Origin of the sequence: Paenibacillus sp. PK4536 (assembly GCF_028594455.2) — a bacterium.
In the GTDB taxonomy this organism is placed as follows: domain Bacteria; phylum Bacillota; class Bacilli; order Paenibacillales; family Paenibacillaceae; genus Saccharibacillus; species Saccharibacillus nuruki.
In genome coordinates this window covers 2,380,688-2,405,680 of sequence record NZ_CP126313.1, presented here as the reverse complement: position 1 = coordinate 2,405,680, position 24,993 = coordinate 2,380,688, and the positions used below count along the sequence as shown (strand labels likewise).

Below are 24,993 nucleotides of genomic sequence, written 5' to 3'. Positions count from 1 at the left end.
ATTGATACCAAAAAGCTGCTTTCTGTTATGATCACAGGAAGCAGCTTTTTTTATTGCTCATTTCAAATATATCTCTACATGAATTAATGTATCCATATCACTTTAAGATTAGATCATTTTTTTATTGTCGCTATCACGCAAGCGAACTTTAAGTTGATCAATTGTACGTTCTAGTGTTCCAATCGCATCTGTTACAATACTGCGATCTACCGAATCCTCGACTTCTTTCATCCGTGCAGAAGCGCGCTCACTTTCATACGTCTGGCGACGTTGAAGTTCATTATATTTATCAAGCAAGTCTGTAATGACTTTGTAAAAACGCTCATAATCTAAAATAACATCATCTAGAAAAAAATCGACTTCTTCTTGAGAATAGCCTCGCATTTTGGTTCCAAAATCTTTTTCATGAATGGTAAGGGCATCGAACTTAATCCCCAACTGCTTAAATAAACGTTTTTGGTCTTCTAACTTACGCTGATAATTCTCATCTACAGCCATGATGATCCCCCTATTCCCGTAAGAACTTATACTCACATACAGTTCTTTTTTATAAATGTACCATAAACACAGCATAGGGGAAAACAATCTGTTCAAAGATATTTCGCTTAGGTATGCTTGTTTGTCCGAATGAGTAGACAGAAAGTCGCTCGATCATTGAATAGAAGAAGCCGAAGATTGGGCGGCTTTCCACAGATCCAATTGCTTTTGCTCTTCAGCAATCAACGTTTCTACTCCAGCGATCTGTAATTTTTGCAAAAAAACAGGCAATACTTTCTCTGGATCAACTGTACCATTAATCAGTGGACGATAGTATTCTGCTAATACATTATTGATAGCAGCTACCTCTGTAGATACCGGGGCAATATTCATATTGAAGCCCAGTGCTGGCGCTGGAATATTACCGCTGTTAAATGCTTCATACTGCTCATACGTATCTTGAGGGTACGATTTATCAAAATACGAGATAAAGATATTTCCCCACATCCAGCCATATCCATAATCATACTTTGGATTCAGCGGATCCATACCTGGTGCAGGTTCGATATGTTTATCATCTACTTTGATATAATGAACCCCTTCGATTCCATGCTTGAGCAGATTAGCCAGATAAGGATCAGTATATAACAATTCTAAAAACATCATTGCACGTTCAGGTTGCTTGGAAGAACGAGGAATTGCAAAAGCCCCACTTTGCACATCACCTGTCTCAATAACCCCCTGCCCGATATTAACATAATCCAGATCGTATCCCAGTTGACTGCTACGCTCATACACATAATTAGGTGCATAGGATAGTGCTCCTGCAAATATCTTACCTGTTTTCCAATCCCCTTCGGCTTCATACATCGGGTCTTTAGGCAAATATCCTGCTTGATTCCAGCGATACATCGTTTCTACAAAATGCTTAAATTCAGGTGTGGCATATTGATTGAACACTTGATGATCATCACGCTTAAACGCAGGCGATTCTCCGATATTGATCGCACCTGGCAAATACCAATCACCTGAAATATGATTCATTGGAATCGACCGATATAACATTTCCGGTGTATCCAGTGGTCTTAGTTGAGGTTCATGCTGATGCACAATCTGTAAAAGGGGTTCTAAATCTTCCCATGTCTGAATACGATCTATCTTGAGATGATATTTATCTACAATGTCTTTACGCATTAGCACACCGTATTGATGTCCAATTTCTTTGTTAAGCGGTACAGCGTAGGTCTGATTATCCACAAGCATGCCTTTCCACAAAATAGCTGGAATCGACTTCTGCATCCCCACTCCATACTGCTTTAGCAAATGATCTAATGGTAAAAAAGCTCCTCTAGACACATTGGCTAAATAATTATTGGTCCACGAACTAGTAAATACCAGATCTGCTGGTTGACCGGAAGCTAGAATCGCTGGTATTTTCGCTTCAAATTCGGTTGGATTCAGTGTGATAATACGAATAGTTGCATTGATTTTGCGCTTAAGGTATTTATTGACTTCGTCCATGACTTTATCTTGATCTGGCATAGGATTCGCATAATTGTAAAATACCAACTCCGCAGGTGGAAGATTACTTTGCGTCGTCTCTTGCCCTGTCTGTGAAGATTGTGAAGTGGCTGAATATAAGGTCACATCTTTCTGATCTTGTTGCTGACAACCTGCCCCAATACACAACAATACAGATACCACCAGAAGCAAAAGCATTCGGTGATACCTGTATCTGGAATGGTTCATCCTATTCCTCCTTACCTTGTGTTAACCTTTGATACCACCAATAGTTAATCCTTTTACAAAATACTTTTGGAAAAATGGATATGCGCAAAGAATCGGTGTTAATACGATAACTAAGATAGCCATACGTGCGCCTTCGGCTGGAATCTGTGCCATTAACATATTGTTAGTCGCTGAGGTCGCATTACTGGTTACAAAGTCGATATTAGACTGCAATTTCATTAACATATATTGTAGACTGACTAATTTGGGATTGGTAATATACAACTGTCCAAGGAACCAATCGTTCCAATAGGTAACCAGTGTAAATAATCCAACAGTAGCGAGTCCTGGCTTGGACAACGGAATCACAATACGAGCAAAGATATACCACTCGCCTGCTCCATCAATCCGTGCGGCTTCCAGAATCGCTGTTTCAATAGATTGCTGCATAAACGTTCTCAAAATAATAACATTAAAAGCACTCAGTGAATACGGTAAAATCAAAATCCAGAATGAGTCTGCTAAATGAAGAACATTCGTATTTACAATATAAGAGGGCACCAATCCACCGTTAAATAACATCGTAAAAAATAAGAAAAATGCCATCACATTACGATAACGAAAATCACGTCTCGACAATACATACGAGAATAACGCAGTCACAAGTAGGCTAAATAACGTTCCTATCGCTGTAACTCCAATCGTCACATAAGCCGATTGCAGAATCTGATCTCCATTGCGGAACACATAACGATATGCATCCAAGCTCCATTCTGAAGGTAAAAACTGATAGCCTTTAGCAGACAAGCTCGCTTCACTGGTAAATGAGATCGCATAAACCAGAATAATTGGAATAATACAGACCACACACAGTACAATCAAAATCAGGTTAAATACAAGATTCCAACTTTTTGGAAGCTGATTGAATTTACTAGATGTTTGCTCCATCGAAATTCCCCCTTTTCTAGAACAGCGCGCTGTCTTTGTCCATTTTTTTCACAATCCAGTTGGTAATGATGACAAGCACGAACCCGACAAAAGACTGATATAAGCCTGCTGCTGCGGTCATACCGTAGTTCCCCATCGAAGTTAGGCCGTTGTAGACATACGTATCAATAACCTGTGTAACAGGGTACAGAGCGCCTGAGTTGTAGGTCACTTGATAGAACAATCCAAAGTCAGCGTAAAAGATTTTGCCGATACTGAGAATAGTCATAATAATAATGATTGGCTTGAGACAAGGAATCGTGATAAAGCGAATTTGTTGCCATTTACTAGCACCATCAATCGTAGCGGCTTCATAATACTCTGGTGAAATACCTGTAATAGAAGCGAGGTAGATAATACTGCTATACCCTACACTTTTCCAGAAAAAGACAAAGATCAAAATGTATGGCCAATAGGTCGTTTCAGAGTAGAAATTGATCGGATGCATTCCCATAAACGTTAGTGCTTGATTGATAATCCCTTTGTCTGCACTAAGGAAAGCATAAAAAATTAAAGCAACAATCGTCCATGATAAAAAGTAAGGCATAATCAATATGGTCTGATAGGTTTTGGATAGAAATCGGTTACGAATCTCATCAAGCACAATAGCAAGGGCAACTGCGAGAATCAGTCCGAAAATAATAAACACGAAGTTGTATAATAATGTGTTACGTGTAATCAGCCATGCATCGCCTTTGAATAAATACTCAAAGTTTTTGAACCCGATCCAGGGACTGCCTAGAATACCATCGTAGAAATTATAATTTTTGAAAGCAAGGATGACTCCGAACATCGGCAAGTAGTTGAACAAGACCAGTAAGATTAGTGCAGGTAACGCCATCAAAAAAAGAACTTTATTTTTACGTAATTCGTACAAAAAGGTCATGATTGAAGTCCCCTTTCTCTCCGGTATCTCTCTTGTGTGCTTATTCTTTAATTATGGGCAAGAGAAGGAAAGGAAACTACGCTAAGTTCTTTAGGTTATGTGTACTTTTTTTAGGTAAGCGTTCTCAAAATAGAGTTGTGGGATTGAAGGCGACTTCATTGTGTTAGTTTTAGTTACATATTTAGTAGAGGCAGACCGCTTCGCTTCTATCGGGTCATTCCTTGATCTACGCTCTGTGCTGGGGGTATATTTGAAGGAAGGATACATTAAAAACTGTTACAGGAAGTTAAGGATAATACATAGTATCAGAATAAATATAAAATGTTTAGAAGTTGATATCAGAGTAGTTTAGCCTATACCTATAATCAAAAAAAGTCGAACGCTACACCTTCGTGTATATCGTTCGACTTTTTTGATTATTTTGTGCTATCGATAAAGCTTTTCAAATCATCTGCCATGACTTTGGACTGAGTGTAATGTAGATAATGAGTGCCCTCTAATAGAATGATTTTGCCATGTAGTGAATTTTTGATTTGTTCTTCATGTTGAGTTGTCCAGTTTTTAATATCAGGATCATCTTTGACTAGAAAGAAAATCACAGGTAGATTTTTAGGGAATTGTAAGCCTTGTACAGCTTTGAAATTCGTCGGCAATAACTGTGCTTCACTCACAATATCTGGATTCATCATATTTTTGAGTGTAATCATTTTGATCTGTTCTTTGGTTGCCTCATCTACATCAGGTGTCATAATCTGACTCGGATTAAGCTTGACTAGCAAGCGGTAAAAGCCTGATTTTTTCAGGATGCTTATCGATTCGGTATCCATCACTTCAGTTGGCTGTGTAGGGAAGCTTGTATCTATACCTGCAAAAGCAGTCACTTCATTAGGATATTTATTCACATAATCTAATCCATAAATACCTGAGATCGAGTGACCCATCAGAATGTATTTATTGATCTTCAATTGTTGCAAAGCTTCATGAATCTCATTCGTAATATTGTCGACTGTACGAGGTTTATCGGTGACATCACTTAATCCATAACCAAATGGTTCAACAACAACGACTTTGTAATGCGACGATAGTTGATCAATCAATGGTTTGAAATCTAGAGCTGGCGATGCTGTACCAAAACCGGGAATCAATACAATCGTTTCTTTACCTTCTCCTTGAATCATTACATTCATGTTTTTACCATCTACAGCAACCGATTGTCCGTATGGTTGTATTTTGCTTTGTTCAGACTTACTGGCGAAGACATTAACGGTATACACCGTTCCTAAAAAAATAACGATTAATACAACAACAACTGCAATAGCTTTGAGCATAAACTTGAGTAATCTTTTCATGAATTCATTCCTTTAATATTGACTTGATGAATAAGTAACTTCTTTCAATTATAAAGTATTTTATTTATATAAGCTAACTTCGTGTTATATGAATCCATTCCTATTCAAAAAAGGGATTACCTGTGTAGGTAACCCCTTTGATTCTTGCTATAGTCGTTGTTGCTATTTCACATCAATACTTACTTCTTCTGGACGATAGACGGTGCAAATTGCACCTTCTGTATCGGTAGCGAACATCACTGTACGTTCGGCATCCAATTGGAAACTGTACGTTTTGTGACTGATCGGGTCTTGTACTTGAATTTGAGCATTCGCTCCATACTCGGATACAAAGATATACAGATTACCTTGATCGAAAGACAATTTACGTCCATAGACACCGGATAATTCATCGCCTTGCAACCATTCCAGTTCAGAAGACACTTCTGCTTCTGCTAGCGCATATTCATACAGTGCAATTTGAGTTTCGGTACGATCGCTTAATTCTACAGGCAATGGGCTCCAGATGATTTTACCTTTACCTATCGCTACATTTTTCACCTGAGCAACACCGGTCAGTGGAGCTTGTTTGACCAGTTCAGCAATACGTTTGCCACTAAATGATACCGGTAACACTTCTTCGCCTAACTGTAATGCTTCTTCACGGCGGACATTTGATAATGGAGCACTCTCTGTCACTTCGCTTAGACGATCTGTAGGCTGCCAGTATTCATCTAATGATAACGGCCCTGTAAATAATAAAGTACTGCCATGCTCTTCTACATAATCGACCAGTTGCTTAAGCGCTGATGTCTGGAAATTATGAGGACTTGATACAATGATTAATTTCGGCGCATCGCCTGTCGTTAATTCATGTAAATGATATTCCCCAAAAGCACGTGCATGTACATTCAGTTCATAGGATAAGGTACGAATCAATTTGGTTGTTGCATCATGTGCTAGTTTGCGATTCGACAAATCGTTGGAATATGGGAAAACAACAGCTACTTCTTCCAATTGACGATTTTCAAATAAATCACGAGTTGCATTCATAAAGCGTCCGAAGTCATAAGATACGTCTGCTTCTGGCTTTTCTGTTCCATCTGCTCGTACAGCACCGATATGAGATTCATTCACATTGTGCATATAGAAATTGATATTCCAGATCCACTGCACTGCCCCTGCTCCACCTGTTGAGAAAGCATACGAATATTTGCGTTCTAAAATATACTTCAATTCATTTTCTGTACGCTTGGCTTTGCCTTCTGGTGTCTCAATATACATAATCCCTGTTTCTTGGATAAGATTCGGCTTCTGTGGTGTTTTGGTGAAAATACCATCCCACACGAGATCATCCATTTCCCACCAAGAGTGTACTGTCGTATAATCGACAGTCTCTGCATACAACAATGGAGATGGACGTTGCCCTGCTAATCCTTCATCTTGTCCAACCGTCACTAACTGCTTCGGTTGAATACTTTGGATCATACGAGTGAGGTCTGTCGCCCAGCGATTGTGCATATCCATCGTAAACAGATTATAGTCGAGCCAACGAGTTCCTTTTTTCGGATGAATCGAGGTTGGATTATAACTGATATCATCGACATGCACTGGATATACCGCATCAAAATTAGGTAACTCTTCAGGTGTCATATTCCAGCGTTCTTGTACTCGGGTAATATCGCTATCGTAACGCTTTTCTATCCATTCTTTGTAAGCCGCAATCTCAAATTCATCGTACACCGGTTGCGGACCTGAAAATGGACGATCTGGATTAAACATCGATGGTTCATTGATCAGATCCCAATGGATATTCGATGTATGACGATGACGGGTTACAATCGCTGAGATAAAACGCTTCTGCGCTTCTACACTACGTGGATCAAGATACGGGTTAACCCCTTCCCAAGCTTCCGGTGTAAATGCAAAAAAGTTAAATGTCAGTTCATGCCCGTGCTTTTTACTTGTCAAAATAAACGCATCAATTGCACGCATTACTTCTTCATAGGGATGACCATCGACAAACATCACATGTCGCCAAGCACTCCATACACCTGTACGTAGATAGTTAATCCCTGCATTTTTCATCTGTGCCATATCTTTATCCCACACCGCTGCATTCGGTAAAAATAAGAATTTGCGTGCTACATCCGAAGTCATATATGTCATACCCACAATCGGTAATGGACGACCTTCTTTGCGGAAATAATCACGATCAGCTGTTAACATTTCACCTTGTGCCAAAAAGTCTGCATCAAATCCCCAGAATCCTTGATGAATGCTACGTACTTCTCCAGATGGTGAAGTGATCGTTCCTTCCAAGCGATAATATCCAGCTTCGATCGTAATCTCAACAGGTAAGCGTACAATATCCAGTTCACGAGAAGCAGCAATCGTTAATTTTTGGGTCCACACGTCTGTAAATTGACCGGATAAATCCTGATCTTCTTTGGATACTTGTAGATTGAATATCCACTCTCCGCTGATATCTGCACTGGTGGAATGACGTTGTAGCGATTGCAATTGAATCGTTAACGTTGGACGCTCACCCGGTTCATAACTTGCATAGTTGGGCTTCACCCAGATTTCAGTAACCCCTTTGGCAGCAAATTCGCCCCATTTGGAAATAGCTTCGATTCCTTTTTCCCAGAAGGCTTCACCTGCTAATTGGTTAACAAATATCCATCGTCCACCAGCATAAGCTCCTTTTGTATTTTCAAGCAAAATAGCAGGAGCGGCTACTTCACGTCCGTCTTTGGAGATTCCTTTGAGCAGAGGATAAATATGTGCATCCATTGGTCCACTGGAACCCCCTTGTGCAGGATGGTCATTGGCTTTGGTCACATGAAGAGCAAATCCCCATGTGCTTTGACGCTCAAATAATGATTCTTGTCCTGCAAATAACGGAAAATCTTTGCTTGCTTCATAATGATCAATCGGTGTTACTTCTACCGGTAATACTTCGTTAATATTCAAAATTTGATGATAAGCGGTTTGTTCATTTTCTACTTTCCAGCCATCTAATGTTTCATTGACAGGCTTACGGAAAGGAATACCGCCCATATGTACAAATCCTTTGCTATTATTCAAATGATTGTGGATCGCTGTCCATGCTTGTTTGGGAAAGTAACTGCCGTGCAGATGAATAAATAAATCCGCTTGCGTAAGCGCTTTAGAAAGTTCGTTAGCTGTAACCACTGTACCTTGCTTGTGCAGTTCAGTTAGCTGTTGTTCATTCGGTCGTTGGCCATCAAAAGGGAATGCAGGATCATAAAAAATTACCGTATGGAGCTTAGAAATTAATGTCATAATAATCTCCTTCATTATTGATATTGGATTAGGATAAAACTGGATTTGAAAGTTTCGGATAGTGAGATAGACCGCTATGGGAATAGGATTGTTCTTGTCGTCGCTGAAGTACCTTTCTTACGAAAGCTTGTAACTCTTTCAGAACAATCATATTCCCTTCGCTCTCTGCTCTTACATCCTCATTTCTAAATCGTTTTTTTCGTAATGAGGGTGGGTAAAGGTTAACAAATTTAGAAATAACTTTAGTTGAATAATAATGCTTGATAAAGATTGGTTAGTTATCGTTTTGTTTTCTGGTGATAATGTTGTACTTTTGTTATTTTGTACTCTTTTACTATAACTGATTTTATTAAGTTACGCATTAAGTAATTTTTGAAATAATGAATTTCAACTTTATTCAACATTTTGATGTGTTTTATGATGATGGCTTAGTGAGTAATCCTTTTTGTATCGCTTTATAGATTAACTGTGAAAATAAGCTGTTGGACCATGCAAACCATGGGCGGGTAAAGATTGTCGGATCATCTGAATGGAATCCTTCGTGCATATAACCTGTATCTGCATCGGTAGTTTCTAATAAATGGATCATGTCTAATATTTCAGCATCATTATTGGCTGTTAATCCTTGCATGGATAATCCCATATGCCAGATATAACCTGCTGGCGTGTGAGGGCTACCCATGCCTTTGGCAGCTTTTCCTTCGAAATAGTATGGATTTTCGGTACTTAAAATAAACTTCCGTGTATTAAGATACATCGGATCGTTCACATCACAATAACCAAGATAAGGCATTGATAACAAGCTTGGTGTTCCTGCATCATCTACCAGACAATAATTGCCAAAACCATCGGTCTCATAAGCATAAATATTGCCATGTACAGGATGACGATAAATACCATATAGCTCGATACCATGCTGAATTTCTTCTTCCATTTCAGCCAATTCAGCGCAGAACGCTTCATCACGATAGACAGCTCGTACCATTTCTTGCATTTGACGCAGAGAAACGACAGCGAACATATTGGAAGGAATACTGTAATGAAATTCGCAAGCATCATCGCTAGGACGGAAAGCTGACCAGATCATTCCTGTGTAGTTAACAGGCATCCCGAGTCCCTTATTACGGATCGTATCAATTGCCGGACAATTGCGTCTGGTAAAACGATACGGTGATTCTTCCATATGACGTTGTTCTGTTCTCCATAATTGGAAAATAGTACGCAACCCTTGCTTAAAACCTGCATCAAAAATATCAGTATTGCCACTTGTTTTCCAATAGTGATACGCCAAGCGAATTGTAAAACAAAGCGAATCCAGTTCAAACTTGCGTTCCCAGACCCACGGGCTCATCTCTGTCTCATCTGCCGGGTCCCAATGCCAATCATTCGCAGTTTCATTAAATGAATTGGCATATGGATCTATCTCTAGATAAAACATATGTCGTCTAATCAATCCACTGATTATTCGTTGTAGCTGTTTATCTTCTTTGCACAATGGCACATAGTGCATTAACTGTTCGACCGAATCACGTAACCACATTGCCGGAATATCGCCTGTGATTACGAATGTAGAGCCATCGTCCATTAATTTGGTTGTAGTTTCTAATGTATTTGGAAAACAATTACGAAAGAGTTCAGCTAACTTTGGACGATCTACTAACGCTTGCTCTGCTTCTGCTAGCACATCCTGAACGGCCTGTGGCAGTTCGAATGTGGACATTTGAACATGTTCTAATTTTTCTAGCATGATGATAGATCCCCCTTACTCCATTTCAATGTTTTGATCTCATAAGGTTTGAAATGTAGCTCTACAAGATGATCGGTGATAGTTAACGTGTCTAGATGATCTTCCAATATATTGACCAATGTCATTACATGATCGGTGGTATCTTCTGCTTGTGCAGGTAATTGAATATGCGCTTTACCTCGACTGCCTGAAGATTCATAGAGACGGATAATCGTTCCTTGACCATCTTCTGCTGGCTTCATCGTATCTAAAATAACATGCTCACTATCATACGAGAAAATAGAATATGATAAATTATCCTGTAACTGACTTGGTTGTTGCACCTGTTCAGCTGTAGTCTGGAATTCGATGATTCGATATGATGCTGGTTGATTAAGTTCTGCGGCGGCACGCACAATATGAGCTTCACGCCAATTGTCACCATGTGGTAATAGCGAATACGTAAACTCATGATGACCTAGATCTGCACCTTGATCTGGCCATTTCGGTGCTCGTAGTAAAGACAGACGCATATTGCAGTCTTTAATATCGTAGCCATATTTACAATCATTAAGCAGACTAACCCCATAATTACCTTCTGAAATATCTGCCCAGCGATGTCCACAGACTTCATACTGTGCTTGATCCCAACTGGTATTCCTATTCATCGTACGTTCTAGAGCACCAAAAGGAATCTCATAGGTGGCTTGCTCTGCAACGAGATCTACAGGGAACGATACTTTTAGTAATTTGTGACTTTCATTCCACTCTACCTCTGTTTTGAAATCGATTCGACGATGATCGGTATACAAGAACACTTTTTGCGAAATAATCGACTGCCCAATCTGCCAGCGGAAGTGTAAAATATCGCCTGTCTGTCCATGCATAATGACTTGTGAAGAGATCAATTGAGCTGTATCTGCAATCTGTTCTGCAAAATGCGGATCAATATCCCACGCATCCCACAGCAACGGGCGATCATGATAAAAGCCGAACACATTGCCATGTTGATGTTCTTTCAACACTTCACGTTCATACTCTTTATCATACAAAGACGATATCTCACCTTGTTCACTAAACTGGATACGATAAAAAGGAGTTTCCCATACTGCTGGAACAGATTTTCCTATTCTATCTTCTACTTCTACCGTCGAATGAATATCTGCATATGCTGATACTGTATTCATTTCATCCTCTGCACGTAACCAGATCACTTGATAATCGAATGCTGGAATTGATGGTACATAGATACGTAGAGTGTATTTATTTTCCAATTGGTTATCATTTTCTGTGGATAACTTTGTTGTTTCTTGAGTTGCAGCTGAATCTGTATTGGTGGTATGTCCGGGTAAAATAGGCTGAGCTGCTGTAAATAGAAGCTTCGGAACATCCGCATGAGTTGATGGTGTAGAAGGTATACTTGATGGTTCAAGAGTGCTTGGTGTCACTAGATCACTGCGTAGTAATTGCCCAGCTTGATCATAGACTTGCACATCTGCTAACTCTTCGCCACCTTCGATCTGTATCCATTCTCCACGTTCCCAACTTAGACTGTTAAATACGGCATAGGCTGTTCCTTGATATTGATTAGAATATGCAAGCTGTTCTGCGATCATGGTTGTCCACGGAGCTAGGGCTTGATTCAGAGCACTTTCTCCAATACGTAAAATCTGAGCATATTCCACTTCTGAAGTATCATACACTTCAGGAATTGCTGAACCCGGCACAATATCATGAAACTGATTGAGCATAATACCGAGCCATCCATTTTTAAACTGTTGCTTGGTAATCATGCCATCTTCTGATTGCTCAAACAGACTTGCATGTACTGACAATCCATCATCTGCATGTTGCTTAGACAACAGTTGCGACTTTTGAAATGAAGCCTCTTCTATGGATGATTCGACTACCGATGTCTCTGTTAGACTATGGTGATTAAAATAAATAGCTGTTAACCGTTCCCAAATCTCAGCTTCACGATAAAGGAGTTCTGCTTTGCGATTGTGGCGTTTATTCCATGCTTGTGTTGTATACGTTCCCCGGTGCAATTCCAAATACAGATCGCCACGCCATACCGGCAGGTCATCGGCTGACTCTAACGTTTGTGCAAAAAAGTCTTTAGCTGTTCCAAATTCAGCTTGCGGTAACCCCACCATCAAGTCTGCATGTTCTACATATTCGATCATTTCATGAGTGACTCCCCCGCCACCATCGCCATGCCCGTACAATAACATTTGCTGAGGATGGACATCTTTTTGACGGAAATATTCCCAGTGCTCTCCAATATCTTTGGGAGTTGTCGATTCATTCACACCATGATTGAGATAAGACAATATTGGCGTTCCATCAATGCCTACCCAGTGAAATAGATCATACGGGAAGATATTGGTATCATTCCAATTGAGCTTGGTGGTCATAAAATAATCGATTCCCGCTTGACGCAACAATTGCGGTAAAGATGCGCAATATCCGAACGTATCCGGTAACCATTCAATCGTTGAAGTGATCCCGAACTCATCACGGTAAAAGTGTTGTCCATACAATAACTGACGTGCTAACGACTCCCCACTAGGAATATTCAGATCAGGTTCTACCCACATTCCGCCTACCAATTCCCAGCGACCTTCTGCGATCCGTTCTTTGACTTTGGTGTATAGCTCTGGATAATGATCTTTCACATAAGCAAACAGTTGTGGCTGACTTTGAGAGTAGATAAACTCAGGATACTGCTCCATTAATGTACACATCGTTGAAAATGTACGACTGGATTTACGTACCGTTTCACGTACAGGCCATAACCATGCGATATCAATATGTGATTGTCCAATCATATACATATAGCCATTGTCTTCTGCTGTTGGAGCAAAAGCTTGTACTTGTTCTCGTAATAACTGTTCCAGTTGTTGCCACGGTTCTTCCAATTGCCATGATTCTTCTGGAAGATTATAAGCGGCATTCATCACTTGTTCTAACGCTTTCTGAATAGCGATTCGGCGTAATTCATTTTCAGGTAAACGGCGCATACTATGTAGCAATACACGTACACTGTACATTAGACTACGCAATCCACCATTGATGCTTACCAGACTGGCATTGTACCGGCTTAATGGAGCTACATATTCAGGTTGCCCATTAAGTGGATCGTGCGGTTCAGGAATAGGATCGTATAATTCAATATCTAGCTGAATATCTGTACCAGTATAAGATTCTCGTAACGGAACAAACGTATGATTTTTATCCAGCCCATGATAGAACTCGCCATTGATTTTAAGTAATCCTTCTCCACCGCCTGCACTGAATACTAAGCCGACAGGATGTGCTGACCATGAAGCTGGAATCTGCTCTTGCGTGTGTAAAAAGTAAGTGATGCCATAGGTGGATCGTAAGCTCATATCACTGTTCTGGCGCGGAACTGTGATCTCATAATGATCAGGTGTCACATAACGTGCTTCTTCTACAGTCCATTGATTCAGTTCTTTGGTCTCTAACCATTGCTTGGTAGATAAATGTTTGATAAATCGTTCGATCCGGTACATATACTGCCTCCTCGAATAGTCATTGATTTAAGGTATCATCTTATATCTATATTCATTTCATATCCCTTAGAGATTACCGAACCGTCAACGTCACGACCTGACCTTCAACCGAATTGCTACCAATTTGTAAATGGAACTCGCCGGGTTCGACAATACGATCCAATTGAGCAGTGACTAATTCCAAATGTTCTGGTGTGAGTGTGAATGTCACAGTCTGTGTCTCGCCAGGTTGTAAAAAGACTTTTTGGAATCCTTTCAGTTCTTTTTCTGGACGAGTAACAGAAGCGAATAGATCCGTCAAATACAATTGAGCCACTTCCCAACCTGCGACTTGCCCTGTATTGGTGATCTCTACACTCACTTGAGTATGTTCATCACGCGCAATCTCAGCAGGACTTACTACAGGTAAACTGTATGCAAAAGTGGTATAGCTGAGTCCATGTCCAAAAGCATAAGCTGGTTGCAAATCCATTTCCAAATAACGTTTCCCACGTGTCCGCTTACTGTTGTAATAAACAGGCAACTGTCCAACATGTCTAGGAACAGATATAGTCAGCCGACCGGAAGGATTTACTTCGCCATACAAAATTTCTGCTAAAGCATGACCGCCTTCTTGCCCTGGATACCATGCTTCGATAATCGCATCTGCATGTTCATCAATCCACGGCTCTGCTACAGGTCGTCCATTGATATAAATTACAATTAACTTTTTGCCAAGTGCATAGATCTGCTGACATAATTCAAGCTGTACTCCTGTCAAATTCAGATTAGAGCGGTCGATACCTTCTCCACATTCCATATCGCTTTCTTCCGAATCATGCACTAGTGACTGCCCTGTTCGTAAGTCTATCGTTCCTTCGCCAAAATCGCGTGCACTTGATCCACCTAATACCAGAATTACGGTCTCCGCTTGCTTGGCAGTCTCTAAAGCAAGCTCGAATCCTTCCCGTGACTCGTCTTTGATCCGACACCCTGGAGCATATAGCAGTTGATCGCTGTCTACACCGAGCTTCTGGCGAATCCCTTCTAACACCGTAATCACTTTGCCTGCGGGTTGAGGTGAAGTGTAATCACCTAATTGGTTATATGGTTTATTGGCATTGGGTCCAATCACTGCAATTTTTCCAGTAGATGTTGGTTGTAAAGGTAATGCTTCATTTTTATTTTTGAGCAAAATAATCCCTTGTCTCGCCACTTCACGAGCCAGTTCAATATGTTCTGGACTGTGGATCACCCGGGCAGCACGTTCGGGATCGACATAAGGTTGATCAAATAGACCCAACTGAAACTTCACTTTGAGTAGACGGCTAACCGCTTGATCCAAATGGGCTTCTTGCGCAATGCCTTGCTCTAATGCGGATTTGAGATATTTGCCAAACATATAACCTGACATTTCCAGATCAATTCCTGCTTGTAGCGATAAAGCAGTCGCTTTTTCTCCTGTCTCCGCGACATTATAGCCGTGCACTAGCATATTCATAGCGCTTGCATCTGTAATAATAAATCCATCAAATCCCCACTGCTTGCGCAGTACTTCATCTAATAAGTATTCACTGGATGTACAAGGTACCCCATCAATTTCGTTATACGCAGTCATGATCGATATCGCTCCAGCTTCAATCGCTTTGCGGAAAGGAACCAGATCGATCTCATGCAATTCTTTCATTCCCATATGTACAGGTGCGGCATTACGTCCACCTTCTGAAGCGCCGTAACCGACAAAATGTTTTAACGTGGCGATTACGGTATCTGGTGAATCCAAGCCTTTTCCTTGTAGACCAATCACAGCGGCGGCGGCAAGTTCTCCTGCGAGATAAGGATCTTCGCCATATGTCTCCTCGGTTCTGCCCCAGCGTGGATCACGCACAATATCGAGTACAGGGGAATAGGTCGCTACTCCGCCCTGACTACGTGTCTCTATCGCTACCGCTTCACACATTTGTTGATACAAGGCAGGGTTCCATGTACTTGCGGCAAGCAGTGGAACTGGATATACCGTAGCCCCGATTGCCATATGTCCATGTGAACATTCTTCGCCAAACATCAGTGGAATCCCTAATCGGGAATGTTCGATCACAAAGCGCTGGATATCATTGAGTGCGGCGGCTCCTTCTGCTGGAGAAAGCCCTGTTTCCAGTGTCACTTCTGTCCACGGATCGGCACGTAATGTCGCATATAATGAACCAATTTTACCCTGGCGGATATCTTCTTTGAATTCTTCAGTAAGGGTAACGGTTCCATCTTCATTTTTGCTAAAAGTACGCCAGCCAAACAATTGAATCAGTTGCCCTACTTTTTCGTCTAATGTCATTTGAGCGAGCAAGTCTTGTACGCGTTCTTCGATTGAAAGTGCTGGATTTTTATAGTTGGTCATGTGTGATCATCCTTTCAATTGGAGTTGCAGGGTAGGAATAAAGTGGAAAGTTTCTGCACGTCTAGGTGTACACCGCTGCGGGGGAAGAGTGGCTATTGTCGTCGCTGGTGTAAAGAAATCCCCGAATGAACCGTTTAGCGGTCGGGATTTCTTTACAAAGGCGAGCGCTTCGCTCTTTCATAGCCTCTCCTCCCCCTCCGCTCTGTGCTAGGTGCGAATTTCTCACCTTTATTTCTAGCAACTTGGGTGGGTAGTGTAGGGCATGGTAAAGATGATAGTGATGTAGAAATTAAGAATATGAGTGTTTGGTTTTAATATGGTGATCTAGACTTAGCATTATATTTGGTTTCTTTTAAAAAAATTGGCTATATTAACTACTTCTGTTCTTGAGGTGGGATACCTGTAAATTTTATTTATTATTTGATTTGTTTAAAAAGAAAAGGACGGAATGGGGGTTCCGTCCTTTGGTGTGGTATGGAATTGCTGGTGGTGCTTTTGGAAATTAGGAACCGGTTTGTTGGGATTTCCATGTGTCGTATTGAGTTTGCATTTCAGCAAGCATATTATCTACACCAGCGTCTTTTAACTTCTGAATAAATTTAGGCAGGTATTCATCTGGATTAACGGTTCCGGTGACTAGTGGTTTGTAATATTCACTAATCACATTATTAATCGCAGCAATCTCGGTCTGTACCGGTGTGGTATCAAAGTTAAATCCTAATGCTGGTGCAGGGGTGTTATTGTCTTCGAACTTTTTGAATTGTTCTAACGTATCTTTAGGATACGATTGATCATAGTAGAACATATTCACATTTCCCCACATCCAACCATAACCGTAGTCATAATCTGGATTAGCGGCATCTACACCTTTTGCAGGCTTGATAAATTGATCATCGACTTTGGTATAATCTTGTCCTTCAATACCGTGTACAAATAAGTTAGCTAATGTTGGATCAGTGTATAGCAAGTTAAGGAACATCATGGCACGTTCTGGATTTTTCGATGAACGAGGGATCGCATAGGCGCCGCCTTGAACATCACTGGTTTCCACAACGCCTTTACCTAGATTTTGATAATCCAATTCATATCCTAATTGAGCACTGCGTTTGTAGACATAGTTGGGAGCATATAGTAGAGAACCGGCAAAGACTTTGCCTGCTTTCCAATCGTTTTCGCTCTGGTAATCGACATCTTTAGGTGTATAGCCTGCTTGATTCCATTTGTAAGCTGTTTCCACGAACTCTTTAAATTCAGGTGTATCATATTGATTGAAAATTTTATCGTCGGAACGGGCATAATATGGTTTGTCGCCTACATTGATGATACCCGGTAAGTTCCAGTCACCAGACATATGTTGGACAGGGAAAGAGCGATACATTCCTTCTGTACCATCTAAAGCAAGAATACTTGGATCTTTTTCATGTAAAGTCTGTAAGATCGGCTCCATGTCTTTCCAGGATTGAATACCTGCTACATTTAATTTATATTTATCGACCAGGTCTTTACGGAATAAGACGCCTACTTGGTGACCGATTTCTTTGTAGATCGGTACAGCATATAATTCTTTATTCACAGTCATCCCTTTCCACAGGGTATCAGGAATTGTTTTTTTCAAATCTTGTCCGTACTGATCCAGTAGTGGAGTTAAGGGTGTGAAAGCTTGCTTGGAGACGTTGGACAAATAGTTATTGGTCCATGAACTTGTAAATACAATATCCATAGGTTGACCCGATGCCAACATCACAGGTACTTTGGTTTCAAAGTCACTGCCTTCCATCGTTACTACTTTGATCGTAGCGTTAATCTTCTGCTTCAGATATTCATTCACTTTCTCCATCACTCGATCTTGACCTTTCATCGGCGTTGCATAATTGTAAAAGATCAATTCGACAGGAGCGAGCTTACCATCTGCTGTTGTTCCGTTACTTTCTTTGGAACCACCACAGGCAGACAAGACAATAGATAACATCATAATCACGACTAGACTTAAAGACCATGCTTTTGATTTGCGTAACATAGACCCATCCCCTTTTTCGTTCTTTATCCATCTTCACTACAAAATAATGTTATTAAACCGTTGTTTAAAGAATAATATGTACTTTTTTGTAATGGTAACGTACAGGGATTATTCTTTAGCCACTCCTTTAGAATTCTTCTTCTGGAATGGCTCAAACTTTGTATCTTTATTATCCTTCAGGCTGTCAGAAAGGTGTACCGTATTTTCTTTAGATTAGGTGGATATTTTTTCGGTAAGCGTTTTCTTACTTACTTTATACGGAATAGTGATGACAGATTTCATTACATTATCTGTATAATAAAAGCGTAAACCGAACATATTATCTTCATAATGCAACTTAATTCGCTGATGAATATTACTAATTCCGATTCCATCTGAGCTATGCAATACTTCTTGCTCTCGATCCAAATAATCATTTAACAATGCTGTATCGGTTCCTGGACCATTATCTTCTACAATAATGCGTACCACGATACCGTCTGTATAAGCGCGTAATACAATCTTACCTTGACCTGTAATTTGTTCTGTTCCATGTAGGATCGCATTTTCGATTAAGGGCTGAATAATAAATTTGGGCAATAGATAATCGTATAGTTCAGGTTCTATATCATAACTCACTTGAAAATTATCGCCATAACGAAGAGATTGAATATTGACGTAATTCTGCACATGCTCGATCTCTTGTCGTAATGGAACTTGTTCATTGGGTTGCTTAATACTGTATCTCAAAATATGAGCAAGTGAAGATACCATGGTGACAATATCATCTTCATTTTTACTAAGCGCCATCCAGTTAATCGAATCAAGTGTATTGTATATAAAATGAGGATTGATCTGAGCTTGCAAAGCTTTCATTTCGGCTTGTCGTTCTCGTTCGCCGCTTTCGATTACATCGTCTACTAATCCATTGATCCGTTTCATAAGATTATTGAACTGACGATATAACACACCCACTTCATCTTGCTCTGGTGGCTCAATAAATACATCCATTGTCGAGCCATCTTTGATATTTCTCATTACATTGGCTAATTTGATCACCGGACGTGCAATACTGTTGGACAAGAGTAGAGTAAAGCTTATTCCTGCTACAATAACAGCTACTGTAATTCCCACGATAATATCGAAAATAATCGACAGTCGATCTGTAATATCACTATAAGGAATTAAGGCGATTAGATTCCAGCCCCATTTAAGCGGATACGTATCTGCAATATAGCGTGTCTGATTGTACTTAAGATCACTGGTTCCGCCGATATCCGTATACTGCAACACAGGTGCTAAGTCAGGTGTACGGCTAATATCCATTCCTTTTAAAGTAGGATTATTGCTATACAAGACTTGATTATTCTGATCTGCTAATAATAATTGTGTTCCCTGTGTCAACCGTGACGCTTCAATCTGCTTACCAAATTCAGACGTATCAATCGCAATCACAATAACACCCATTTCATTAGTGGTATTGAGAATTAAGGGATTACGTACTTGCTTGGCAAAATAAACACGGTCACGATCGTCATTTGCATAAAAGATATTTAATGTACCGCTCAATTCAACGGTACGCTTAAACCACTCTTCATTTTCCGCTTCATCTGAATTGAAAAAGCGATTAGAGCCTGTTCCACCGGGTAACTTACTCAACTGCTCTAACTGGATCGTAGGTAATTCTGCGGCAACAGGAAATGTATTTTTGACAAAAAAAGTAGCTGAATACGTACTGACCACATTACTCAACGGCACATCCAGATACTTGATAAATTGCTGATTGATTGTATTAAGATCCCGATAACTTTCGATATCATCAAATGTCGCTTTGTTAAGAATATCAGCTATCGTTTTGTCTGTTGAAAAGTAGTATGTCGCCTGATCGATGCTATTCTCTACATTTTGCACATTACTGCGACTTTGAAGCATAATATTCTGCTGATCTTCCAGCAGTTGTTCTCGCATAATGTTCATAAATACAAAGTACAGTATTCCATTAGACAACAGTGCAGATAAAGTAATCAGCACGATAAATAAAACTGCAATTTTGATTTTAATGCTCGCTTTGGGGATGAAAGACATCGACTTGTTTTTGAACACGATTATTTCACCTCAGCATCAGCACGTACACTATGGTTCAGATATAGATTTCGATATTCTGAAGGTGTAATACTTTCTACTTTTTTGAATACACGGGCAAAATAATGCGGATCTTGAAAGCCTAATTTTTCCGAAATACTATAGATCGGCAAAGACGGATCAAGTAACAACTGTCTGGCTTGATCGATGCGTTTCTGCGTAATATATACATTTAATTTCACACCGGTATTTTGACTAAATACTGCACTGAGATACGCAGGTGAACGCTCCATATGATAAGCAATATCAGCAAGTGATAGATTTACATTGTAGATATTATCATGTACATACTGCTTCACATATTGCACTAATGAATGCTGACGATCTTCCTTCTTCTCGGTGGCTAGTTCATTGACCTGACGGAACAGATCATACGTAAATGATATCGCTTCATGACGGGTTTTGAGATTATAGAGATCATCAAAACGTGCAGATTTGGATTGTAATAACGTAGACGCTCGATCTCCGCCTACCCCTTGATAAAAATCAAATAAAATATTGAGTAGACGCATACATAATTCTTTGATCTCATTATGACTGGCTGTGGATAACGCTAATTCATGTTCAAATAGTTCTTTGAAAAAAAGCAGATTACTTGTTTTGAGTGCTTCATAGCAGTTCAGTTCCAATTGACGATTAAAAAGGGAAGAATAATGATGTAGCTTTTCGTTTTTGCGACGGGAGACTTCTTGAATATAAGTGGTTAATTGGCTGATTTCTTTGCGTCCCATAGGCTTGACGATATACGTATCTACTCCGTATTGCATCGCCTGACGAGCATAATCAAATTCTTCATGAGCACTGAGTAACACGATTGCTGTATCCGTCATTAATTCACGAATACGACAACATAATTCCAGACCATCCATAATAGGCATTTTGATATCGGTAATAATCAGATCAGGATGCAGACGCAAAGCAATTTCTAAAGCATCTTTGCCATTACGAGCTTCTCCGATCACTTCTGCTCCTAATTCTTGCCATGGAATAATATTACGAAGTCCGCGGGATACTATGACATCATCATCAACAAGTAATACTTTCATCACCCAGCCACCTTCTGTCGAAAATTGTGAAATTGTGTCGTGATCGATTAATTACGCTTATCTTACCGTTATTCTTTAGTTCATGACAAGTCTTCTTACATCTAATTTCACTTGTTTTCGAACTATATTTTTCTTTTTTTCAAAATGATAACGCTATCAAAAATCTGTATATTAAAAAAAGATAAAGAAAAAGGGCTTAGAAAGCCCAATTTCCTTGACGAAATACAGGTTCGATCGTTCCATCTGCTAATTCTCCGTCAATATCCAGTTGATCTGATCCTACCATAAAGTCTACGTGAGTTAAGCTTACATTTGCACCTTTGCTTTGTAGTTGCTCTTTCGTCATTTGTGTACCTCCTTCAATATTGGTCGGGTACGCACTACCTAGCGCAAAGTGACAAGAAGCATTTTCATCAATACCGGTATTGTAAAAGACTCGTTTTAAATGTGAAATGGGTGAATCGTAAGGAACCAACGCAATTTCTCCTAGATAAGAAGCACCTTCATCTGTTTCCAAAAGAGAAGTTAAATGTTCACGTCCTGATGTCGCTTGATAATCAATCACTTTGCCATCTTTAAATGTAAGCTCGATTCCTTCAACCAGACGACCGTTCAAGTTAAGTGGTAATGTGCTTCTCACCGTTCCATTTACGCCTGTACGGTGAGGCATACTGTACACTTCTTCTGTAGGCATATTGGCAACAAAGTAAACGCCTTTTTCATTTTCGCCACCGCCACCACGCCATAGATGACCTTCTGGCAAGACAACGTGTAGATCGGTGCCTGGTGCACGGTAATGTAAGCTTTTATAGCGTTTAGCATTGAGAATATCCTGACTTTTTTTCAAATGATCAATATGATCTCTCCAAGCGGCGACCGGATTATCTGAACCGACACGATTCATCTGGAATACTGCTTCCCACATCGCAGATACACGTTCTTCTTCTGGCAAATCTGCAAATACTTTATTCGCCCAAGCTTGTGTAGGGGCTTTGATCAATGACCAGCTAATTCGGCTATTCCGTGTATATCCCTGATAATTTTCACGAGCAATCGCTGCTGCTTTAACAGCTGTAGATACTTTCCATGAATCGATTCCTTTGAACAATTCAGGATCTGGCACTTTAATATGTAAAATCGCTCCGCCTTCTTCAGCGAATTTCTCCAACATATCAGCATGCCATTGAGGATAATAGCCAAATGACTCGTCTGTTGCTTTTTCATAACGAATACGAGTAATCTGTTCGTCATCCCAATCGACCTGTACATACTTCGCCCCTGCTTCATACGCTTTGCCAACAATCAGACGAGTTAAGTCGACTGTTTCTAAAGGCGCTTGTACGATCAGTACTTGTCCTGGCTGAATATTCACACCGACTTTAACAACAAGTTCTGCATATTTTTCTAACATTAATTTGAATTCACTCATTTTCTTCGCCCCTTTATGATCTTTTTTTAATCACGTTACGAACAAGTAATGCAAGAATCAATTACAGCAATTAATTTGCATCCAATACAATCAAACCTTAATTAATTCTTCATGTTTAAATATTACAAAATGCGTTGATATAGACGATATATACCTTAGATACTTAGCAAATATATTCCTTTCATCTTGAATCAACGCTATCTATTATACTCTTTATCATCTCAAACCACACTATTTTTACCCTAATCAACTTTTGATTATCCACCTTATCTGAATTTAGAGGAGTCCCACACATGTACGCGAAAAACAAAGTTATGAATATGTTATGCTTGATTACTGTGCTTTTATCTTTTGTTGTATTTGCTCTACATCAATACACTCACATTATTCCTGTAGCTACAATGGCAGGTATGGATCATAATTCTACGACTCCTTCTTCGATGGAGCATATCATTGTCTTTCGCTATATTCTGTTAGCGGTTCCACTTGCTCTACTCCTATGGTCTGCTTTGTTATTCCGTCGTCAACCGAATCATTCGTATCTTCCTGTTATCAATACATTAGTGCTTACTTTAGGCAGTATTGGTCTAATTGCCGCAGGTAATGGATTAGTAGAATATCACTTTTCTGTTTTTATGGTCGTTGCTTTTATCGCCTTTTATGATTCGATTGCTTTGATATTACTCAGTACTGCTATTTTTGCTTTTCATCATCTAGCTGGCTTTTTCTTATTCCCTGAACTGCTATGCGGGGAACATGCGTATTCCTTTTCTTTACTGCTTATTCATGCGATCTTTTTGTTACTAACCAGTGGCGCAGCTATTCTTATTATTGTCGCCAAAAAGAATACCACTCAAGCATTACAATCACAAAATGATGAAGCTACTTTACGCAATCATGAAGCTCTGTTCAATCTACAGCATACTGAGCAATATATGGAACAATCTGCTGGATCGTTACGTCTGCATTCTCAATCCTTGATGTCATTATCAGAACATATTGCTAAGGCTATACAATTACTTCGTACTCAAGCCAGTGATGAATTATTACCTTCACAACAGGTCAGTGAGCAACAATTGATACAGGTTGCAGATGCTATTTATCAAATAGCGGCATCGTTAGAACAACTCAATCAATCGTCTACAACAACACTAGAACGTGCTCAAATAGGGCAACAATCGCTAACTCAGATTACCGATCAAGTCTCTTCTTTGCAAATCGATGTTCATGATATGGCTTCCGGTATTCATGCCATGTCAGATCAATCGTATGAGATTGCTCGCTTTGTCGATATTATTGCGAATTTGGCAGAACAGACTAATTTGCTTGCACTAAATGCTTCGATTGAAGCCGCTCGTGCAGGTGAGCATGGACAAAGCTTCGCTGTTGTCGCTCAAGAAGTGAAAAAGTTATCTCTCGAAACCAGCTCTGCTCTGAAAATGATCTCTAGTATTATCAGCGAATTCAGTTTGTCTACCACGTCAGCAATTCAATCCTCTGAACGTGGCGCCATCAAAATGCAGGAAATGTTAAAAACAGCTACACAAGCTCATTCCACATTCGGAGTGATTGTAACAGCGACAGAAGAAACCAATCTCCAAATTGCTCATATGTCCAGTCAAGCCCAATCACTCAATGGATCAGCTGAAAAGATCGGTCAATCGATGAGCTATGTCACCCATATTATTCAAGACTCTATGCAAAGTCATGAAGCAGTCAATCTCACTGTGCAACAACAATTAGAGAATACACGCTTAGTTAATGAAGAAGCAGATCACCTGAATCAGATGAGCGATAAGCTTGGACAACTGGTTCATAATCTTCAACCAACCACTACTTCAAGTCCTTCTGTTCCTCAAGTTACAGAACAACAATCTTCTATGCGTACAGTACCGGTACTCGGATAATCTATCCACACAAAAAGCACAATCTTATCCTCTGCAATAGAGTCATAAGATCGTGCTTTTTTCATAGCATATTTAACATTATCAGTGCATATTTAGCATGATGAATAGTATCAATCTCTGCT

Annotated in this window: 14 protein-coding genes; 1 reads left to right on the top strand and 13 read right to left on the bottom strand. The window is 39.9% G+C overall.

Annotation, left to right across the window (positions count from 1 at the left end):
- Positions 1-108: 108 nt before the first annotated feature.
- The 13 genes from PO903_RS10740 to PO903_RS10680 form a co-directional block, all read right to left on the bottom strand.
- Positions 109-498 carry a DivIVA domain-containing protein gene (locus PO903_RS10740; protein WP_069327851.1) on the bottom strand — a complete coding sequence of 130 codons (390 nt, stop codon included), beginning with the start codon at positions 496-498 and terminating at the stop codon, positions 109-111.
- Positions 499-651: 153 nt separating this feature from the next.
- Positions 652-2,226: an ABC transporter substrate-binding protein gene (locus PO903_RS10735; RefSeq protein ID WP_273593402.1), complete on the bottom strand. Its 1,575-nt coding sequence runs from the start codon at positions 2,224-2,226 to the stop codon at positions 652-654.
- Between the two features lie 21 nt (positions 2,227-2,247).
- Positions 2,248-3,153: a carbohydrate ABC transporter permease gene (locus tag PO903_RS10730; RefSeq protein ID WP_069327849.1), complete on the bottom strand. Its 906-nt coding sequence runs from the start codon at positions 3,151-3,153 to the stop codon at positions 2,248-2,250.
- A gap of 16 nt (positions 3,154-3,169) precedes the next feature.
- Positions 3,170-4,078 (bottom strand): ABC transporter permease, encoded by a 909-nt coding sequence (locus tag PO903_RS10725; protein WP_069327848.1) that lies wholly within the window; start codon positions 4,076-4,078, stop codon positions 3,170-3,172.
- 416 nt (positions 4,079-4,494) lie between these two features.
- Positions 4,495-5,427, bottom strand: coding sequence for an alpha/beta hydrolase (locus PO903_RS10720; protein WP_069327847.1), 933 nt, complete (start codon positions 5,425-5,427; stop codon positions 4,495-4,497).
- A gap of 162 nt (positions 5,428-5,589) precedes the next feature.
- Positions 5,590-8,715 carry a type 1 glutamine amidotransferase family protein gene (locus tag PO903_RS10715; protein ID WP_273593401.1) on the bottom strand — a complete coding sequence of 1,042 codons (3,126 nt, stop codon included), beginning with the start codon at positions 8,713-8,715 and terminating at the stop codon, positions 5,590-5,592.
- Between the two features lie 415 nt (positions 8,716-9,130).
- Positions 9,131-10,462, bottom strand: a complete 1,332-nt coding sequence (locus PO903_RS10710) for a glycoside hydrolase family 125 protein (RefSeq protein WP_273593400.1) — start codon at positions 10,460-10,462, stop codon at positions 9,131-9,133.
- Positions 10,456-13,977: an alpha-mannosidase gene (locus tag PO903_RS10705; RefSeq protein ID WP_273593399.1), complete on the bottom strand. Its 3,522-nt coding sequence runs from the start codon at positions 13,975-13,977 to the stop codon at positions 10,456-10,458. Before PO903_RS10705 ends, PO903_RS10710 begins: the two co-directional genes overlap by 7 nt.
- A gap of 73 nt (positions 13,978-14,050) precedes the next feature.
- Positions 14,051-16,351 carry a glycoside hydrolase family 3 N-terminal domain-containing protein gene (locus tag PO903_RS10700; RefSeq protein ID WP_273593398.1) on the bottom strand — a complete coding sequence of 767 codons (2,301 nt, stop codon included), beginning with the start codon at positions 16,349-16,351 and terminating at the stop codon, positions 14,051-14,053.
- Between the two features lie 502 nt (positions 16,352-16,853).
- A complete protein-coding gene (locus tag PO903_RS10695; RefSeq protein ID WP_137221051.1) occupies positions 16,854-18,368 on the bottom strand; it encodes an ABC transporter substrate-binding protein in 1,515 nt (504 codons plus the stop codon).
- A gap of 213 nt (positions 18,369-18,581) precedes the next feature.
- On the bottom strand, positions 18,582-20,450 hold the full coding sequence (locus PO903_RS10690) for a cache domain-containing sensor histidine kinase (RefSeq protein ID WP_273593397.1): 1,869 nt from the start codon (positions 20,448-20,450) through the stop codon (positions 18,582-18,584).
- A 2-nt stretch (positions 20,451-20,452) separates the two neighbouring features.
- A complete protein-coding gene (locus PO903_RS10685) occupies positions 20,453-21,535 on the bottom strand; it encodes a response regulator (protein WP_069327840.1) in 1,083 nt (360 codons plus the stop codon).
- Between the two features lie 196 nt (positions 21,536-21,731).
- Positions 21,732-22,964: an aminopeptidase gene (locus tag PO903_RS10680; RefSeq protein WP_273593396.1), complete on the bottom strand. Its 1,233-nt coding sequence runs from the start codon at positions 22,962-22,964 to the stop codon at positions 21,732-21,734.
- A gap of 293 nt (positions 22,965-23,257) precedes the next feature.
- Between PO903_RS10680 and PO903_RS10675 the strand changes: the two genes are divergently transcribed.
- Positions 23,258-24,871: a methyl-accepting chemotaxis protein gene (locus PO903_RS10675; protein ID WP_273593395.1), complete on the top strand. Its 1,614-nt coding sequence runs from the start codon at positions 23,258-23,260 to the stop codon at positions 24,869-24,871.
- The last annotated feature ends 122 nt before the right edge of the window (positions 24,872-24,993 follow it).

What these genes read in the sequence shown, in the direction of transcription:
- PO903_RS10740 (WP_069327851.1), bottom strand. Translation starts at nt 498, where the DNA reads ATGGCTGTAGATGAGAATTATCAGCGTAAGTTAGAAGACCAAAAACGT.
- PO903_RS10735 (WP_273593402.1), bottom strand. Translation starts at nt 2,226, where the DNA reads ATGAACCATTCCAGATACAGGTATCACCGAATGCTTTTGCTTCTGGTG.
- PO903_RS10730 (WP_069327849.1), bottom strand. Translation starts at nt 3,153, where the DNA reads ATGGAGCAAACATCTAGTAAATTCAATCAGCTTCCAAAAAGTTGGAAT.
- PO903_RS10725 (WP_069327848.1), bottom strand. Translation starts at nt 4,078, where the DNA reads ATGACCTTTTTGTACGAATTACGTAAAAATAAAGTTCTTTTTTTGATG.
- PO903_RS10720 (WP_069327847.1), bottom strand. Translation starts at nt 5,427, where the DNA reads ATGAAAAGATTACTCAAGTTTATGCTCAAAGCTATTGCAGTTGTTGTT.
- PO903_RS10715 (WP_273593401.1), bottom strand. Translation starts at nt 8,715, where the DNA reads ATGACATTAATTTCTAAGCTCCATACGGTAATTTTTTATGATCCTGCA.
- PO903_RS10710 (WP_273593400.1), bottom strand. Translation starts at nt 10,462, where the DNA reads ATGCTAGAAAAATTAGAACATGTTCAAATGTCCACATTCGAACTGCCA.
- PO903_RS10705 (WP_273593399.1), bottom strand. Translation starts at nt 13,977, where the DNA reads ATGTACCGGATCGAACGATTTATCAAACATTTATCTACCAAGCAATGG.
- PO903_RS10700 (WP_273593398.1), bottom strand. Translation starts at nt 16,351, where the DNA reads ATGACCAACTATAAAAATCCAGCACTTTCAATCGAAGAACGCGTACAA.
- PO903_RS10695 (WP_137221051.1), bottom strand. Translation starts at nt 18,368, where the DNA reads ATGTTACGCAAATCAAAAGCATGGTCTTTAAGTCTAGTCGTGATTATG.
- PO903_RS10685 (WP_069327840.1), bottom strand. Translation starts at nt 21,535, where the DNA reads ATGAAAGTATTACTTGTTGATGATGATGTCATAGTATCCCGCGGACTT.
- PO903_RS10680 (WP_273593396.1), bottom strand. Translation starts at nt 22,964, where the DNA reads ATGAGTGAATTCAAATTAATGTTAGAAAAATATGCAGAACTTGTTGTT.
- PO903_RS10675 (WP_273593395.1), top strand. Translation starts at nt 23,258, where the DNA reads ATGTACGCGAAAAACAAAGTTATGAATATGTTATGCTTGATTACTGTG.